The sequence below is a fragment of the Mucilaginibacter sp. 3215 genome (assembly GCF_050433785.1).
Classification (GTDB): domain Bacteria; phylum Bacteroidota; class Bacteroidia; order Sphingobacteriales; family Sphingobacteriaceae; genus Mucilaginibacter.
Genome location: NZ_JBNPWO010000001.1, coordinates 764,590 through 782,724 on the forward strand (window position 1 = coordinate 764,590; position 18,135 = coordinate 782,724).

Here is an 18,135-nt window from a genome sequence, read left to right on the forward strand (position 1 = left end):
AGTTACCTTCAATTTTCTTAAGAAAATCCGTTGTTGACCTTTTAATAAAATGCACTACCGGCATGCTGATCGTTTTGTTCAGATCTCTTGTTGTGATCACTGCAATGCCGTACATTGATTTAAATATATCCTTGCTTCCTTTCCCTGAACGCGGGTCACAAGTGAGGACGCTTGCAGCAACGGGGGATTAGGTTTACTTTTATTAAGCAACTTAATTTACACTGTCCATTAATGCTTCGAACTGGTCTGGGTCAACAGTTCTTATGCGTTCTATAACCGCGCTGGAAACCTTAGTTATCTCATCGATATCAACAGGTTGCATGCCCCTGTCAAATTGATCTTCCATATGTGAATATTCATTGATGACCCGATTAACCAAACTATATGTTACCCCATCATTAAAGAATTTACGAAGTCTGTCTTCTAAACTTAGGTGGTGGGTGGGATATCGGTAGAATGTGTAGGATTCAAGGAATTTACGCATATTATTCCCAAAACTATATTGTAGATAGTCACTGATAAACTGTCTGTCGCCTCGCGAACACTGGTAGATTGGATCGAATAGAAAATTGAATTCAGTGATGTAATTTTTGAGATAGTCCGGTGCCATCACAAGCCAAGTATTGTCTTTGCTATAGCGTTGGATCATAAAGTGTCGGTGATTTTTGGCGTTATTTTTTTGCATCCCCGTCAGTTTCTTCAAGTATTTCAAAAATTCCATGTTATGGGTTGAAATAAAGAGCTGGCCATATTTTTTTGGCTTGGCGATCACATTTTCAATCAGACTGAACATAAAGAAGATATGATTGCTATCCAGACTGGATATCGGATCATCAATATAGATGATCAATTTGTTGCTTTCTACCTCGTCTTTTAATTCGTCTTCGATCTTGGCAACATAATAACAGAACGAGATAAGGCTACATTCTCCTTCACTCAAATTATTTGCGGGGGCTCCATCACGATGAATGCTAAATTTGATATTAGGTTGTTCTCCCTCTGCGACAAGTTTTAATTCATTGTGCCCGAAGTAATGAGAAAGGTGTTGGTTAACAAGTTCTGCACCTTTGCTTTCATCTTTGGCCTGTGCTTCTAATCTTCTTTTTTCGTCTTGTAACCGAATAATTTCTTCGCGTTTGCTTTTCATTGAGTCGCTAATCAGGTTTAAACGACTATCTTCTACTTCAACTGCTGCTAACACGTTTTTATAATCAATATCTGTAACAAATTGTGCAATATGTGCCAAGCGCAATTTTTTACGTGCAATACCCTGATCCTTACCAAGCGTGCTTGTCTTTCGGTTGTGGTTGGTAAGCACATCATTAAACGCTTTGATCGCGATGACGAGACTATCTGACGCGTCGGTTAATTCTGGTAGGCTGCGTTCCTTAAAGATGTCGTTTTGACGGGCTTTCAATTCGGAAATCAGCCGCTCGATATTTTCCATATAAACATTACTGGCAACACCCCAAAGCTTTACGGCGCTATCAAAGTCGCTTTGCAAGGTTCCATAGAATCGGTCTCGCTTTAAGTTCATAAAGCTACTTAACCCTTTTTTCGCGATCTCTAGTTCATCTATCTTGCTTTTTATTCTGGCCCTTAATTCTTCTGATTCTTTACTGAAATGTTGGTCAAGCTTATCCCAAAGTTCATCTCCCAAAGGATTTCCACAAAACCCACATGCCGTTCTTTTATCCCGGTGTTTATCAATCCCTTGACGAACCCATTCCTGCAAAAGGCTATCGTTTATGAGTTCTATAATTGGTTTGCTTGGTGTTATCTTTTGTTGAAGTATATTTTCACAGTCCTGAGCATATTCGGCAAACTTAGGTTTACTGGCTGGTAACGGATTTACATCATCCATCGACATTTCTTTAAGCAACTTTAACAATATTTCCGTTGCATCAGTGTCGAGGATATAATCATTGGGCGTATCACCTATGGTATCAATATCTAACTTTATATCATTGATTGTATAGGTCTTTTTAGCGGTTGTTGCAATAAATAATGTATCTGTAACTTTAATATGGTCGGCAGCGCGTTTTCTGAGCTTATCTTCCAGTTCGTTACCTCTGTTATTGTTTTTTTTTCGTAAGTCTGCTAATGACGCTTCCTCGGTAGCAAGCTCAAATATTAAGCCTTTATTGTCTTCAATCGAACCTAATTTCTCAACGATCTCCTCAATATGTTTTTCGAGTTCTACGTTCGCTGCACCCAAGATGGTAAATGGTTTGATCGTGCCATCGTCGCGATGCAACCATCCTAAGTTTTCCCTCACAAAATCTGTATTATATACTCGGATCTTATAGTGCTGGGCGAAATCTGATAAATTATTATTAGTTATCTGCTGACCATTGTCTAAAGTAACCTTGAACTGGCATTGTTGATAATCCCTGTGCATTACCGCATCTTCTACACATTTGAACATGCGAGCTAACGTAGTTTTTCCGGAGTAATTTCGCCCATAAATGATATTCAATTTTTTGAACGTTTCATTTTGGATAGCGATATCCCACGCATAATTATTAAATAGGCCGAACTGCGGAACATCAATTTTTGAGATCATAACTTATTATAATTAGTTTACGATAAGGTTTATCAAACTTAATAAATAAACTATATCAGTTATGTTCGGATATTAATTCAATGGTTAAGCAGTTTTGCTGTAAAATTATACAAGCCATTCTTCTTTAACTGGCCCTATGTAGCGCTGGATATTGTGGGTAGCGTACACATTTTGCTTCTTGTCCTAAATAGGTGTCTTGCCCTAAAATAGTTTTACAAATTAAAAGTTACAAGTACGCCACGCCCTTTGCCGGCGCTGCATGTTTGCGCTGGTTATAAGAAACTTATTTATTCTATCTTTTTTTTAGAGCCGGAAGGGGGAGAAGCTCTTACAGCTTATATGCATAGGTATAGGTCTCGTGAATCAGATCAGAGCCCAATTATCCCGAATCAATATGGTAGACTTGTTCAGCATTTTTCCGGCGTCAGCCAGTTCATCCAAGGTGTAAATCCTGCGGGCAGTAACATCAACCAAAATGCAGTCTTTAGCGTTTAGTACGATGTTCTTTCCTTCGTAAAATGTTTTTAATACCTTAAGTTTTACGGCTGTTTCTTCTGCCGGAAATTTGGTCTTTGAAAAATTGAATTTTAAAAAGCCGATGTGGTCTAAACCATATTGGTCAAACAGCAGCATGTCTGCCATTGAACCGACACGGACGGAGTTCAACATGATTGCGCTTTTCTTTTGCGAAAGATTGCTGTAATAAGTATATTCGTCAAACAAGGGTGTTAACAACCCTTCCATAGCAACTACACCATCCAGACCTTCTGCAGAATAGAAGTTGTTCTTATAGCCAACCTTCTCTTTCGAATATTGAAGTGCTGCCACACGATACTCTTTAGCCTTACGTTTAAACTCGTCAAAATAAAGGTCATAGTCGCCCCTGAAATTTCCTGTAAGCGTTTCGGAAACCAGTTTCCTCGCCAGTTCATGATACCCCGGTACAAAGTCCGAAGGGTATTTACATTTTTTAATGATACCCAGCTTACCTCTTTCAGACGCCACTACAAATCTGCCTATCATTGTCAACGATATTCTCGGATCTAAAACAACTTTACGGACCTTTACTTCTTCTTCGATCACACTCATCTCTTTGATGTTTCTTCAAATACCAACTTCTTTGGTATGGTATCTAAGGTACGAATAATAAGTATGTTAACGCAGGATAACTTTTGCACATTCGACTGATTTACTAACAATTTTAGTGTTAAAAATTCACACATGCCCTAACCGGTGCGAGTGTGCAGCGTTGGACATTGTGGGCAGAGTACTCATGATATTTCGTCTTATCCTAAAACTTGTCCTAAAATAGCTTTACAGCTTAAAAGTCACAAGTACGCCACGCTCTTCGCCGGCGCTGCTACTGGCGCAAGTTATAAGCCCATTGTTATGCTATTCCCGTCGACAAATAATGGGGCTGTTGAGTAGATATTATGGCTACTAAAATATCAGGCACTCAGTACAGCATAATCCTAACAATCCGAAAATCAACCACGCCCCCCCCAAAAAAACTCATCTTCCCCCAATCCCACTAACAATCAGCTCAATTTGATTCAGCTGCTCCTTGCTCAGCTGTTTCAGGTTTTCCTGGCTTAATATGGTCTTGTTTATTTGCAGGTAGTTGTTTTGCTCGTTGATAACGGTGTTGGGCCGGCGTTTATTTATAGCGCCAACCGTTTCAAAATAAAGGCGGGCAGCCTTTACATCGCCGTTGCAGGCAAGTTTACAAACGTTGGCCAGTATTTTAGGGACCATATATTTAAACTGCTCCATTTCGGCAAGGTATTGCGGATGTGTTTTATAGCCTGTAAGGTGTTTGGCAACAGTTTGCCGGCTCAGGCCACACTCCCGGGCTATTACAAATTTAGGGGGCATGGAGCCATTTTGGGCAATCAGCTTTTCGATGGCCCGGCTAATAACTAAGTGGTTATGTTCCCAGATCTGCTCATTTGTGCTCGGCAGCATGATCTCCGCTATTTTATCTATAAACTTGTCCCGTTCTTCATCTGTTAACCGTTGCAGCATTTCGGTACTAAATTCGGCAAGGTAATTGCGTTCAGCATCGTTCAAATCTTCAATATCTGTTAAGGTGATCTTTTGCAGGCCCAATACACGGTCGAGCTTCTCTCTTGAAGGCGTTAAATTTGATAAGGTATTTTCAGGTTCCATCAGGTTCGGCAATCTTTTAAATAAAGATCGGAAATTTATTATAAATATGCTAATATTTTTAGTAAAATACCATGTTAACCCTGTGGTTTTGTGTATATCTTTGATTGTCAGTGCATTAGCGGTATGGTTGCTTTCTGGTTAAACGATAGTGTAACCCCGGTTAATTTTATTTGATTGATTATCAGCTGTTTGTAAGTCGATTTCTGAAATTGTGTTAACCCTGTTAACCCCCCTCTGGTGCTATGGATATATAAGATAAACTCTCCCTTATGCCATCGCGGGGCAAATTAACTATTGGTTCAGGCCAGGTGACGAGGGCAAGCCCATTCGCCCAAAAACTTAAATTAAATGCGAAAAGCCGGGAGGCCGGCTTTTCATATTTGATAATATATTTGAATTGAACTTCAGCTCAATGACCTATTTGCGCTTCGACAGCCTGATGACGTTTACAGAGTAAGGCTGGAAGGTGTGTTTGAATGACCGGCCAAGCCCGGTTATAGTCGACGTAACCGGCACTATTTTCGTCGGCTCGTCAATTGTATTGGTATCTTCCGGTTTATCGCCCTTTAGTACAACCAGGGTGCCATTTGCAGCCACATCTCCGCCTTTCAGGTTGATGTCGATTTCCCGGGCCATATCGTCGGTATTCACCACCTTCAGATATATGTTTTTGGCATCCTGGGTACAAACAAAAAATAACGCCGGACGCTCGGCCTTAGGGCGCCGCGCGTTTGCCGGCCAATGGCTTATGCCGGCGGTGTCTTTAACTGCCGGTTTGCGTAAGGGGGCATTTTCGGCTGTTATTGGCACCACCTTGGTACCAAGGTAGCTGCCGAACATCTTTTGCACATAATAGGATGGTGATCCATAACTTTTAAGGGCTGTATAACCAATCAGATCAGAGTCCCATTGCCAGGCTTTAGGTTGGCCATTGCCTGCCTGGTTTACGTTCACAAATAATGGTGCATAGCATGACCGCTCCACCAGGTCGCTGTTGCGTTCCATGCCGGTCATCCAGGCGGCGTCTCCGAGGGCGGCATTCAGGTTAGTGGTAGGCGCGCCCTCGCGGGTGGCCCATTCGCCCACAAATATTTTAGGGCTGGTTGCACGGTTATAGCTATCATACTTTGCCGCGTCTTCTTCCATCTGCCAGGCCGATTGGTAATAATGCTCGTCAACCATTTCGGGTTTAACACTGGTCACCTTATCGGGCTTATAACTTTCAATGGTAGAAATACAGCGTAACTGAGGGTATTTGGCTTTTATAGCAGCCTGAAATTGTTTAAAGCGCCCATCGTAGCTATGCGACCTGTCGAACCAGTCCTCATTTCCTATCTCTATATCTGTCAGTTTAAAGGGAGCCGGGTGGCCGTCGGCAGCCCGTTTTGCACCCCAGTAAGTTTTGGTATCGCCAATACAATATTCAATTTCGTCCAGCGCGTCTTTAACATATGGCTCCAATAAAGGCCCCGCATCGATGTGGTCACCACGTAATGAGTAACCGGCGAAAACGGCTAAAAGCGGTTCCATTTTTAAATCTTCACACCACTCTAAAAATTCCAGCAGGCCCATACCGTCGCTTGCCCGGTACCCCCAGCTGCCTGTATGGCCGGGGCGCTGTTCCAGCGGGCCTAAGGTTGTTTTCCATGGGAAGGCATCACCCAGGTACGGCCCCTCTAAAAAGTTGCCGCCTGGAAAGCGTAGAAAGGTAGGTTTCATATCGGCCATCATCTGCATTAAATCAATGCGATTGCCATTTGGCCTGTTTTTATACGTTGGGGGAAATAAGGAAACGAGGTTAAAATAGTAAGTGCCTGTCCGGGTAGATGAAATCACAAAACGCGCGTCGGCAGTAGGTTTGATATTTGCAGCGGTTGTGATGGTTAACTCATGCTTTTTCCAGTACATGCTTTTTTCGAGGTTGATTGTGCCCCTTGCGTAAGTTGTTTTGCCATCGGTGCTTTCCAAACTAATGTTGATAATACCGGGACCATCTTCAGTAACCGCTGTTGCTGGCGGAGCAGCGTCGGGCCGGTTACCCCGCGGAAAATTGACAGTGCCGGTTTTGATATAAAATGAGCAGCGATAAGTAGTTGACGGTGTAACCGGAATACCCCAAAAGCCACTGTTGGCAATGCCCGCGCGGTTACCGTTTGTCTGGCTAACCGTAAGCTTAAGGCAGGTGGTAAGTGCCGCGTTAATAGCATTGCGCCCCTGATCAAAAGGGACATTGGCCGGATCGGCACCAATTAGCTGTATCGATGCCTTGCTATCGCCATCCTGAACAACACTCCAGCCTTCGGGCTGGTTTGGGTTATCCTTGAAAACCCGGTTACGGATCAGTTCGGCATATAAACCTCCGTCATATGAATGATTGATCTCCTCGGTCATAAGCCCGTAAAGCTTCGGACTTACGTTCACACCTTGGGTAAGATCCAGGTTGAGGCGGGTTTGCGCTTGTAAGCCACCGAATGCACTTAAGCATAACGTGGTTAAGAATAGTAGCTTTTTTGTCATTGGTGGGATTCCTTAGTTATTCTGAAATGATAATCGGGCTGATGCATAGTTGTTTTATTGTGCATTGCTGATGTGGAAAAAATCGAAATCAACATAACCGCCCGATTGCCTGGTTGCATAGTTAAACACGCCAAAGCGATATCCCATAAAATGGGGAAGCGTATAAACCATTTGCAGCGGTATGCCAATAGGTTCCCATTTGCGCCCGTCGAGACTATAGAAAAAGTAGGCTTTGTCTGCCCGGTTAGTAAAATCGCAGCTTGCTTTAAGGTAAATGGTTGTTTGCTTTAAAGGTATGCTGGCCGCTTCAATAGCCGATCCGGATTGCGCGTTGATCATAACTACTTGTTTGGAGCCATGATCTGATTTTACACCAACGAAGCCATACTTTTTTTGCAGTAAAACCAGCCCTGCAAAGTCTCCATCCTTCATGTTGGAAACATCAATTAAAGTTGTTCCCGAACATTGGGGACCGATGGTGCGCTGCGTTAAGGTGTTACGTGCCGATAGTACTGTGCTGTCAAGCCGTCCGGTGGTCAATCTCAGATAGCCGGGCCGTTTTTTTAACGACCATAACTGATCATCCGGATTGTGGTTCCATTGCCATACCAAAGGCAGCATTGGCTTCCCGTTTTTACGGCTAAATTCATCCGGGGATACGATGCCCGGGATCAGGCTTTTATTTGCAGGTAAATCAAGCGTATCTGGTGCTTTGTGATCAATACCCAATACAGGCCATCCGTCTGTCCAGGTAACCGGTACCAGGTACGGCACCCGGCCAACGGCGCCAAAATCACGAAATAAATAGGCATACCAATCGCCTTTCGGGGTATTGATAAGCCCGCCCTGGGCCACGCCTTTATCCTGAAGCCCTACCTGGCCTTCATAAGGGCCGGTCAACTTGTCGGCCCGGTGGATTAAAACGGTACGCATTCCCCCTTTAGGCCAGCTGATATTGAAAAGGTAATATTTACCCTTAATTTTGAACAGCTGCGAGCCTTCGGCAGGCAAACCAATATTGGGACCGGCAGCAGCGCTTGCATTCTCGATCAGGATTTGCGGTTTTTTATCAGGATTGACGCCAGACAGGTCATCATTCAGTTCGGCCAGTATGATCTTGCCGCTCCCATAGATCATATAAGCTTTGTCGTCATCGTCAAAAAAAAGTGAGTGGTCATGTAATGCCGGTTTAAAGGACATTTCTTTCCATGGGCCTTTTTCAATGTTTTTTGTGCTGTAGATATAGGTTTTGTTGGTAGTGCCCGAAAATGTAGAAACGTAAAAAGTACCGTTATGATAACGCAAGCTGCTTGCCCATGAGCCCCTGCCATATGCGTTTGCTCCGTTTGCCAGGTTAAGGGCATTTCCACCATCAAGCGTATTATACGCGTAACTCACGATATGCCAGTTCACCAAATCTTTTGATTTCATGATTGGCAGCCCGGGACTAAGATGCATTGTGGTGCTGCTTGCATAATAAGTATCGCCAACCCTGATCATCGATACATCCGGAACGTCTGCATATATGATAGGATTTTGTGCTGTCTGCGCGTTTAACGGCATAACTGCCAGTCGCCATAAAAGGCAGGTAACTGCCAGTTTAAGAAATGCGATGTTTTTTGTTTTCATTCATTTTACGTTAAAAGTTAACCACTGCCCAATATGCCTTTTTACGCTGAAGTTTTTCATCAAACAACAGCGGGTAGGCTTTGATCACTTTGCGGCTTGTGCCCTCGGTCGCAGCTGCGCCTCCGGCAATACCGCCACCACGGAAATCAAGCCAGCTGTACCGGTCTGATACATTCCAAAAAGTAACCCCGGTTATTACTTTTTTGTATTTCCTGAAGATTTCAAAAATGGCCTTATACCTTTCGGCTTGTTGAGCGGCCATAGTTTCCGTATAAGCGGAATCCGTTAGCGTTTGATCGCCTGCTTTACGCGGTGGGCCTGTACGTACCGTAACATCCAGCTCCGTGATCTGCAGCTTTAATCCAAGTGCTGCATACTTATCCATAGCTTCAGTTATTTGTTGCAAACTGGGGTCAGTTAATTTCCAGTGGCCCTGCAAACCTACTCCGGTTACAGGCACCCCGGCGTCTTTAAGGTTCCTGAGCAATTTACAGATCTTATCCCGTTTGGATGGAACTTCACTGTTGTAATCGTTGTAAAAAAGCTGGGCGTCTGGGTCGGCTTCATGGGCGTATTCAAACGCTTTGGCAATAAAATCCTCGCCGCAGATCTGGTACCATAATGAGTTACGCAGATAGTTATCGGGTTTATCATCAATGGCTTCGTTAACTACGTCCCACGCGTATATTTTACCCTTAAAATGATTGACTACCGTGGTAATATGATCCTTAAGCCGTTTCAGTAACACGTCTTTACTTACCTGTTTGCCCGTGCTGTCTTTAAACATCCATGCAGGTGCCTGCGCATGCCAAAGCAAATTATGGCCCCTGATTTTCATGTGGTGCTTTTGCGCGAATGCTACGATAGCGTCGGCGTTTTTCCAGTTATATTCATTTTCCCGGGGATGAATGGGGCCCATTTTCATGTCGTTTTCCGGTGTTACGCTGTTAAACTCCCTTGCAATCAGTTCTGCTTCAGGTCCGTTTATTGCGGCCATGTTAACAGCTACGCCAATAGGGAAGTAACTTCGGTAATAATCTTTCAATCCCTTATCGGCCTTATGTGATGAGGTTGCAGCCCGGCCATAATCTGTGTTATGATGTAGTGCCTGTCGGTTCGTAAAGGATACCAGAGCGGCAAATCCCGTTAGTAACAGCGGGAATTTTAATGTCGTAATCGTTTTAAATTTCATGTTGGATCAGTTGCAGGTGTAATTTTAATTTATTTGAAACTTATCCAGTCGATATTAACGCCGGTGCCGCTTTTTAATACTATTACCAGGTTGGCTATTTTCGGTGGGAGAGAGGCGAGATTAGTTTTTATAACTTGCCAGTCGTTCCCTTCGGCAATGTTTGCCGAAGCCAATATACGTCCACGCGCATCGCCAAGCCGTACTTCAATAGTCGCTTTGCTTGCTGCATTTGCCATGATCTGTAATTCTTTAAACTTTTTGCCTTCGAAGTCAACACGATTGTAACGGATCCAACTACCTGCATTGTTGAACGTAGTCTTCCAGCCGTCAAATCTTTTTGCGGTATCAAGAAAGGAGATTTTAACGGTACTGTCCTTATCGCTATACCTGTCTATCTGTATTTTTTCCGAGGCTTTGGTGATCCCCACGCCACGTAGGGTCGGGATAACTTTTTTGATCGTTCCGTCGGCGTTAAAAAAAAGGCTGTCGCACCTTATCGACCTGTTTTTATCAAATTGCGGCGACAGGTCGTCGTTGTGGTAAAACAGGTACCATTGATTTTTAAACTGGATGATTGACTGGTGATTGGTCCAGCAGCCGGAAGCCGACTCATCCATAATCACGCCTGCAAATTTAAAAGGCCCCATCGGGTTGTTGCCGGTAGCATATTCCAATCGCTCAATCTTATTGGCCACATGCGGATAGGTGAGGTAATAAATGCCATTGCGTTCAAACAGGTAAGGGCCTTCTTTCAGCCCTTTATCAGGCAGTTCGGCTAAAATTATTGGTTCTGATGCAAGTTCCAGCATATTTTCTTTAAGTTTTGCAGCATACAGGTTACCCTGTGCCCAATACAAGTAGGCTTGTCCGTCTTTATCAATAAACACATTAGGATCGATGCCATGCACCCCTTTTATAGGTTCTGGCTGAGGGGTAAACGGTCCATAAGGTTTATCGGCCACGGCAACACCTATGGTAAAGCCGCGACCGTTTTCGCTGCCTTTCATGGTAGTAGGGAAGTACATATAATATTTGCCGTTGCGGAAAATGCAGTCGGGAGCCCACATGCTGTACGAAGCAGGGTCGGCCCAGGGCACTGTTGTTTGACTGATGATCATGCCGTGATCAGTCCAGTCGGTCAGGTTTGCTGATGAAAAAACGTGGTAATCTTCCATGCAAAACCAACCAGGGCGGCCATGGCCAGGCGTTGCCTTAATATCATGCGATGGATAAACGTACACCCTGTCGCCAAAAACGCGGGCTGAGGGATCGGCCGTAAACTGGTCCCTGATTAATGGATTTTGCGCTATGGATTGCCCGGCGAAGCCCAGTACTGATCCGAATAGCAATAGCCAGAACTTAATATTTTTCATGAACGGAATGTCTTTGATCTGATTTTTTGATCATTAATTATTTAAACAGGATGGGGGCAAATTTGTAAAGATCATTTCGCCAAACAGGCCAGGTATGGCCGCCAGGGTACTCGTAATAAGTATGTTTTATCTTCATCTCGTCCAGCTTGCCCAGCATAACCTGGCAATTTTTATACGCGATATCCTCCTTGCCGCCCATCGCAATCCAGAATGCTTTTAGGTTGGTGTTGATTTTGGTAGTATTTTTCTTCATGAAATCATACTGTGCATCAGCGATGCTGTTTTGTGCGGGTAAAATCCACCCCGAGCTGAATACACCAAGGTAACTGAATATATCAGTATTGTAGATACCTGTATATAGCGTGTTGAGCCCGCCCATGGAAAGCCCGGCCAGCGCGCGGCCTTGCGCGGTACGGTTAACCCGGTAATTCTTTTCTATAAAGGGAATTATACATTGTTTTATTTCATTTGCAAAGGTTTTGAGGCCGGCTTCACCAAAACCTCCGCCGAAATTGGCATCGGGCATTACCACTAACATGGGTTTCGCTTGCCCGGCCGCAATCAGGTTGTCCATAATGATATCGGTTTTGCCTTGGGTTGCCCAGCCGGTTTCGTCCTCGCCGCCGCCATGTAATATATACAGCGCGGGGTATTTAAGCTGGCTTGCGTCATAACCAGGCGGGGTATAAATGAACAGCCTTCGCCATGATTTGGTGACGGTTGAAAAATAGGTTTTGATGCGGATATCGCCATGCGGAACGTTTTTTAGCGCATAATAATCGCCGCCGTCAAAAGGTACTTCAATGCCGCTGGCCATGCGCCCCATGCCATAAAAGGTTTGACTGGAAGGATCGGTTGTAGCAACGCCCTCTATAATCAACGAATAATAATGGAAGCCTTCGCCAATTGAATCTGTTGTAGCTGTCCAATAACCGGCCGTGTCTTTTACCATGTCATATTTCTTGCCAAGGTCAACCTGAACTTTTTGAGCATCCGGTGCCTTGACACGGAAAAGCACCCGGTGGTCGGGTTGGATAAAAGGATATTTTGAGCCTCTGATATTGGTAGATGCAGGGCCGCCCGAGATCATCATGTTATATTTATTGATATCAACAGGTTTGAAAAGGAACTGCGAGAACAGGTAAAGATCATTTTTCCAAACTTTAAAGTCGTGAATTCCCGGCTCGACATTGAAGATATGCGGCACATTTTTTTGTTCGAGGTAATCGTGGGTACGTTTACTGAATGACATTAACCCGTCGTGATCGCCGCAGGAGATCCAAAGCAGCTTAAGTTTGCTTTTGGCTGCATCGGGATCGGGTAACAGTTCTTCAGGTTTTTTGGTATTGGGTGCTGATGAAAAGCCTCCAACCCAGGCAAATTTATCCAGGTTGCCCAGCCCAAAATTAAGTGACTGACCGCCACCCATTGATAATCCGGCCAGTGCCCGGTGCTCGCGGTCGGTATAAATTGGATATTTTTTTTGAATATAGGGGATCAGGTCATCCAGCAAGTCATGCTCAAAAGTTGCAAACGCGGCAACTTTATCCGGGGCCATTATATTGCCGGTGGCACGGTCGTCTTTCATGGCGCGGCCGTTGGGCAACACAACGATCATTGGTTCCAGTTTTTTATCGGCATATAAGTTATCCAATATCACCTGGGGCGTGCCCTGGTTAAGCCATTCAAATTCATCGCCGCCGATGCCATGCAGGAGGTACAAAACAGGATATGTTTTTTTAGCGGTATAGCCAGGCGGCAGGTAAACTACCGCGCGCCGTTTGGAATCAACTGTTTTTGAGTTGTAGGTAACGGTGTCTAATTTTCCGTGTGCTATACCAGCGCGGTAAATGTCGAAACCGGCCGGTGAATGTTTAAGAGCCGGCTGTGAAAGGGCCAGCAAGGCAGGCAAAATGCCGATGACGGTGAGGTAGGCTATCTTCTTCATAATTTTTTGTCAATTAACCCGGCGAACTGATTGCCCTTCGGATTAAGGAGGCTAAAGCGGGTTAAATTGTATTAGTTTTTGCTCGTTTGAGGAATACCCGAAAGTAGGGCAAGCACTTTGCCGCGGTTAACACAAATCATGATAATGATAGCACGAATGTTTAAGGCCCGAAAAATGAACCATCAATCCCGTTTGCGTAAATGACCAGGAAGCCGGAAAATATGCTCGCTATGCTTTTTCTGAATAGTTAATTGTATTGATAACCAGTTTGTTTTGGATATCTGGAATGCTTGCGGCAGCGTTTGGTTGCGGCTGATTGTAACAATCATATAGCATTTTTGGGAATGCATCCATGCAGACACATTCGTGGTATCAAAATATTGGATTGTGGTAGCAAACCATTTTCTGTACGGATACTTTCGTACGGTCCGTAATCGGTATTCCGATTAATAAACTTCTTTAATAAATCTTATAAACCATGCAATTGAAAATTTACTTACCGAAGCCGGTCATGATGGTGATGGCATTAATTTTTTGCCTGTCATCCCTCCGGGGCACGGCTCAAAAACTAAAACTAAACAAGTTGGGTTATTTCGAAACGCCCGGCGTCAACGTCCTCGTATTCAGTAACCAGTATAATGGGATCTTTCAGGACGAAAAGACAGCAGGTGTTGAGTTGATACACCACGGCGTGCGTACAATTACAGGCGGCGCAGTACGGCTGCAAAACACACCCGAGCAATGGGACCTGGTGCCCACACTGGTTAACCGTAAGGTTGATAGCATCAACCATCAAATTGATGTTACCATGCGTTACGCCGATTATGATTTTGATTCCAGGATCACCGTTACGCCGAAAGGCAATGGCGTTGAATTGAATTTATACCTTGATAAACCGGTGCCGGGAAAGTTAGCAGGCAGGGCAGGTTTCAACCTGGAAATTATACCATCTGCTTACTTTGAGAAAACATTTTTGATTGATGGAAAACCGGGCGAGTTTCCGCTGTACCCGGCAGGTTTAACAAAAATGCTACCTTCAAGCCAAAAAATCCCGCAGTTTGCCGGCCACAGCACATTTGACGATCGTGGCCGCAATGAATTTATCGAGCCCGCACCATTGGCTACCGGTAAAACATTGGTGATGGCGCCCGAAGATCCTGAGCGTACCATTAAAATTCAATCGTTTGATGCCGACCTTAAGTTGTTTGACGGTCGAAGCCTTGCGCAAAACGGATGGTTTATCGTCCGCAGTTTATTGCCGGCAGGAAAAACGGGCAAAGTATTAACCTGGTATATTGAGCCAAATGCCGTACCCGGTTGGAAGCGTGCGCCCGTAATTGAGTTTTCGCAGGTAGGTTACCGCCCGGAGCAGCAAAAGACCGCCGTAATAGAACTGGATAAAAATGACACGCCATTACAAACCGCCACACTTTTTGAGATAACTTCCGATGGGAAATACGTTGAGCGGCTTAAAGCAGCCGTACAGCACTGGGGACAATTTACCCGTTACAATTATTTGAAGTTCGACTTCAGCAGTGTGAAAAAAGCAGGTTTATATGTGATAGCCTACGGCGACCAAAAAACCAATGCATTCCCCATCAATGCAAATGTTTATGAAAATATAGGGCATCCCACAATGGATGTTTGGTTCCCGGTTCAGATGGATCACATGATGGTTAACGAGGCCTACCGAGTATGGCACGGCGCGCCTTTTCTTGATGATGCCTTGCAGGCACCTCCAAACCACCAGCATTTTGATACATATCAGATGGGACCAACTACTGATACCAAATATAAACCGCTTGAACGGATTCCCGGGCTTAACGTTGGCGGTTGGTTTGATGCCGGCGATTTTGATGTTGAAACGCCATCGCACTGCAGCGTGGTGCTGAATTTTGTTGAAGCCTGGGAGAATTTTAAGATCGATCGCGACGAAACATATGTAGATTACCCAACCCGGTACGTAGATATACACCGCCCTGACGGTAAGCCTGATCTTTTACAGCAAATTGAACACGGTACGCTTAACCTGGTGGCGCAGGTAGTGAACATTGGCCACCCGGCGCGCGGAATCATAGTGCCTAATTTGCACCAGTATCATCACCTCGGAGACGCCGTTAACGAAACAGATAACCTGCCTTATAACGCCTCGCTGAAGCCCTACCAAACCGACGGTAAATCAAGTGGTACCATGGATGACAGATGGGCATTCACTACAAGGAATATAGCGCTGGATTACCAGGCTACCGCCGCCCTTGCCGCTGCCAGCAGGGCGTTAAAAGGGTACAATGATACGCTCTCTGCTAAAAGTTTGCAAAGTGCATTGAAACTCTGGCACGAAGATGACAGCCTGAAAATGCACATGGACTCGGCTGCCCGGGCACGTAACAGGTTCCTTGCCGGTAACGAAATGCTTGCCGCGCTTCAATTGTATCTCACAACCAAAGATCAGCAGTATGCAGATCATTTCAAAAAGCTGATTATGCCGATGCTTGATCGCTTTCCCGGCTTTGTTATGATAAGCGCGTTGCACGCTTACCCTTATATGGATAAAGATTATCAGGATAAAATAGCAGCCTATATGCAAAAGTACAAAGCTTCATGCGATGAGTACGATAAACAAAATCCCTATGGTGTGCCTGTTACTCCGGGCGGCTGGGGCGGTAGCGGGCAGGTGATCAATTACGCCATTACCAACTATTACGCCAATAAGTATTTCCCTAATATAATCGGTCCGGAATATGTTTACAAAGGCTTGAATTATATCTTCGGGTGCCATCCTTATTCCAACCTTTCGTTCGTATCAGCGGTAGGTGTACGTTCAAAAAAAGTAACCTACGGTAATAACCGGGCCGACTTCAGGTTTATTGCCGGCGGCGTAGTGCCCGGTATTTTGCTGCTTAAACCCGATTTTCCGGAGAATAAGGAAGACTGGCCGTTTTTCTGGGGGGAGAATGAAGTTACAATAGCCGGCTGTGCGCAGTACATTGTTTTGTCAGGAGCTGCTAATCAGTTAGGTCAGCATAATTAATAAGTTAAGTTCAAATTAAACAATCACTTCCCCGATTTTGAATAGAAGGGATCGGGGAGGTAGATTTAGGTCAACCCTTTTATACAAAGAAGCCCCGCCGGCAAAATGCCGGCAGGGCTTCTTTGTATATAACCATGTGAATGTAATTGGTATTTACTCTTTAAATAGCAAAGGCGCTAGTTCGTAAAGACTACGGCGCCAGGTCAGGAACTCATGTGCGGTGTTTTCAGAAATGTAAGATACCGCGTCATATCCCGCACCTTTTAAAGCAACCACGGCATTTTTAACGCCGTCGGGCCGTTCCTTGCTGCCGCAGCTTATGAATATCAGTTTAGGTTTGGTTTTGTCTTTAAGCTCATCCGGCGAATAAGTTCCGCCGCTAAGCAGGGCATAATAGGCAAAAAGCTCGGGCTTGTTTAGTGTTATCATATGCGTTTCCATACCGCCCATTGATAATCCCCCCATCGCACGGTGAGCCCTGTCTGCACGTGTGCGGAAGCTTGCATCAACGTAGGGGATAAGCTCATCAGTTAAAACTGTTTGAAAGTGATCAATCTTAAAACTTTTAAATGCGCCAGGGCCGGGCTTCACGTCGTTGGTCATGCCGTAAGTCATTACAATAATGAATGGCTGTATTTTACCGGTTGCAATTAAGTTATCCATAATCAGGTTGGCATGGCCCTGGTTGCTCCACGCGGTTTCATCTTCGCCCCAGCCATGCTGCAGATATAGTACCGGATATTTTTTTGATTTATCCTTTTCGTACCCTGGTGGCGTGTAAACAAAAGCCCTGCGCTGGGTATTGGTGCTTTTTGAAGGAAAAAGGATCTGCTGTACATTGCCGTGCGGAACATCTTTAAGCGCATAAAAATCCTGGTCATGCGCGGGGATCTCAATGCCGCTTTCCCAACGTGTGGATCCATAAAAATTTAATGTGCCCGGATCATTAAATACCCCGCCATCGATGGTTAAGTGGTAGTAATGAAATCCTTCATCCATCGGTCCTTCTGTGGTGCCGGTCCAGAACCCGTCAGCTCCTTTTGTGAGCTTAGTACCCCCGCGCCCGCCAAGGCCAAGGCTAACTTTTATACTGTCGGACTGTGGGGCCTTGATACGAAAGCGCGCGTAGCCTTGCGAGTTTACCTGGGGGTACTCTTGTCCCGGCTGGTTAAAAGTTGATGGTTTGAAATCTTCGGCAATTGAAGCTGTTTGTGCCATGCAGAGACTGGAGGCACATGTAACGGCCAACAAGGCAAGTAAACATTTTGGTTTCATAATAGAATATTGAGGTTTATAAATTGTGGCTAATAGTAAAGTGCCGGGCTGTTTTGATCCGGTGAAATACACGGAATACGATAAATGATTAAATTGTGATTAATTGTTATTGTTACACATATTAAGTAGTTGTTTTGTTTTGACTTTAACCGGAGCCAGTTTTCATTATTTATGAAAAGTTGATCCGGGATGAAATATTTAAAAATAATTTATAATGGCTATCCTGTTGTTTTGAGCGGCTTTTTCTTATTATAAAAGTATTTTTATATTAAAAACAAGGCACGCAGTTTTTAGCATAATTTTACAACATTTGTCGATACCATGTGGAGCGATATCATTGCCGCAAATTCGTCGATATGTACTTTTGTACAATAATTACCGGTTCAATTGAACAAGTGTGTTATTTCTTTGAACAAATGTTTGCCTGTTTCATCA

General features: G+C 44.4%; 10 protein-coding genes. 1 reads left to right on the forward strand and 9 read right to left on the reverse strand.

Annotation, left to right across the window (positions count from 1 at the left end):
• Positions 1-211: 211 nt before the first annotated feature.
• From ABIC84_RS03280 to ABIC84_RS03315, 8 genes are all read right to left on the reverse strand, one after another.
• Entirely contained in the window at positions 212-2,566 is a 2,355-nt protein-coding gene (locus ABIC84_RS03280) for an AAA family ATPase (protein WP_429262645.1), read from the reverse strand.
• 363 nt (positions 2,567-2,929) lie between these two features.
• On the reverse strand, positions 2,930-3,655 hold the full coding sequence (locus ABIC84_RS03285; RefSeq protein ID WP_429262646.1) for a hypothetical protein: 726 nt from the start codon (positions 3,653-3,655) through the stop codon (positions 2,930-2,932).
• A 423-nt stretch (positions 3,656-4,078) separates the two neighbouring features.
• Positions 4,079-4,735, reverse strand: coding sequence for a hypothetical protein (locus tag ABIC84_RS03290; RefSeq protein ID WP_429262647.1), 657 nt, complete (start codon positions 4,733-4,735; stop codon positions 4,079-4,081).
• Between the two features lie 417 nt (positions 4,736-5,152).
• Positions 5,153-7,252, reverse strand: a complete 2,100-nt coding sequence (locus ABIC84_RS03295; protein ID WP_429262648.1) for an alpha-L-arabinofuranosidase C-terminal domain-containing protein — start codon at positions 7,250-7,252, stop codon at positions 5,153-5,155.
• A 54-nt stretch (positions 7,253-7,306) separates the two neighbouring features.
• Positions 7,307-8,881, reverse strand: coding sequence for a glycoside hydrolase family 43 protein (locus ABIC84_RS03300; RefSeq protein WP_429262649.1), 1,575 nt, complete (start codon positions 8,879-8,881; stop codon positions 7,307-7,309).
• A 10-nt stretch (positions 8,882-8,891) separates the two neighbouring features.
• Positions 8,892-10,073, reverse strand: a complete 1,182-nt coding sequence (locus tag ABIC84_RS03305; RefSeq protein ID WP_429262650.1) for an endo-1,4-beta-xylanase — start codon at positions 10,071-10,073, stop codon at positions 8,892-8,894.
• Positions 10,074-10,102: 29 nt separating this feature from the next.
• On the reverse strand, positions 10,103-11,446 hold the full coding sequence (locus tag ABIC84_RS03310) for a family 43 glycosylhydrolase (RefSeq protein WP_429262651.1): 1,344 nt from the start codon (positions 11,444-11,446) through the stop codon (positions 10,103-10,105).
• Positions 11,447-11,483: 37 nt separating this feature from the next.
• On the reverse strand, positions 11,484-13,394 hold the full coding sequence (locus tag ABIC84_RS03315; RefSeq protein ID WP_429262652.1) for an alpha/beta hydrolase-fold protein: 1,911 nt from the start codon (positions 13,392-13,394) through the stop codon (positions 11,484-11,486).
• A 478-nt stretch (positions 13,395-13,872) separates the two neighbouring features.
• Here ABIC84_RS03315 and ABIC84_RS03320 point away from each other — a divergent pair, with 478 nt between their 5' ends.
• Complete coding sequence (locus tag ABIC84_RS03320) at positions 13,873-16,425, forward strand: glycoside hydrolase family 9 protein (RefSeq protein ID WP_429262653.1); 2,553 nt, start codon at positions 13,873-13,875, stop codon at positions 16,423-16,425.
• A 153-nt stretch (positions 16,426-16,578) separates the two neighbouring features.
• On the opposite strand, the gene ABIC84_RS03325 is transcribed toward ABIC84_RS03320, so the two are convergent.
• Positions 16,579-17,700 carry an alpha/beta hydrolase-fold protein gene (locus ABIC84_RS03325; protein ID WP_091164058.1) on the reverse strand — a complete coding sequence of 374 codons (1,122 nt, stop codon included), beginning with the start codon at positions 17,698-17,700 and terminating at the stop codon, positions 16,579-16,581.
• Between the last annotated feature and the right edge of the window lie 435 nt (positions 17,701-18,135).

What these genes read in the sequence shown, in the direction of transcription:
- ABIC84_RS03290 (WP_429262647.1), bottom strand. Translation starts at nt 4,735, where the DNA reads ATGGAACCTGAAAATACCTTATCAAATTTAACGCCTTCAAGAGAGAAG.
- ABIC84_RS03315 (WP_429262652.1), bottom strand. Translation starts at nt 13,394, where the DNA reads ATGAAGAAGATAGCCTACCTCACCGTCATCGGCATTTTGCCTGCCTTG.
- ABIC84_RS03325 (WP_091164058.1), bottom strand. Translation starts at nt 17,700, where the DNA reads ATGAAACCAAAATGTTTACTTGCCTTGTTGGCCGTTACATGTGCCTCC.
- ABIC84_RS03300 (WP_429262649.1), bottom strand. Translation starts at nt 8,881, where the DNA reads ATGAAAACAAAAAACATCGCATTTCTTAAACTGGCAGTTACCTGCCTT.
- ABIC84_RS03295 (WP_429262648.1), bottom strand. Translation starts at nt 7,252, where the DNA reads ATGACAAAAAAGCTACTATTCTTAACCACGTTATGCTTAAGTGCATTC.
- ABIC84_RS03280 (WP_429262645.1), bottom strand. Translation starts at nt 2,566, where the DNA reads ATGATCTCAAAAATTGATGTTCCGCAGTTCGGCCTATTTAATAATTAT.
- ABIC84_RS03310 (WP_429262651.1), bottom strand. Translation starts at nt 11,446, where the DNA reads ATGAAAAATATTAAGTTCTGGCTATTGCTATTCGGATCAGTACTGGGC.
- ABIC84_RS03305 (WP_429262650.1), bottom strand. Translation starts at nt 10,073, where the DNA reads ATGAAATTTAAAACGATTACGACATTAAAATTCCCGCTGTTACTAACG.
- ABIC84_RS03285 (WP_429262646.1), bottom strand. Translation starts at nt 3,655, where the DNA reads ATGAGTGTGATCGAAGAAGAAGTAAAGGTCCGTAAAGTTGTTTTAGAT.
- ABIC84_RS03320 (WP_429262653.1), top strand. Translation starts at nt 13,873, where the DNA reads ATGCAATTGAAAATTTACTTACCGAAGCCGGTCATGATGGTGATGGCA.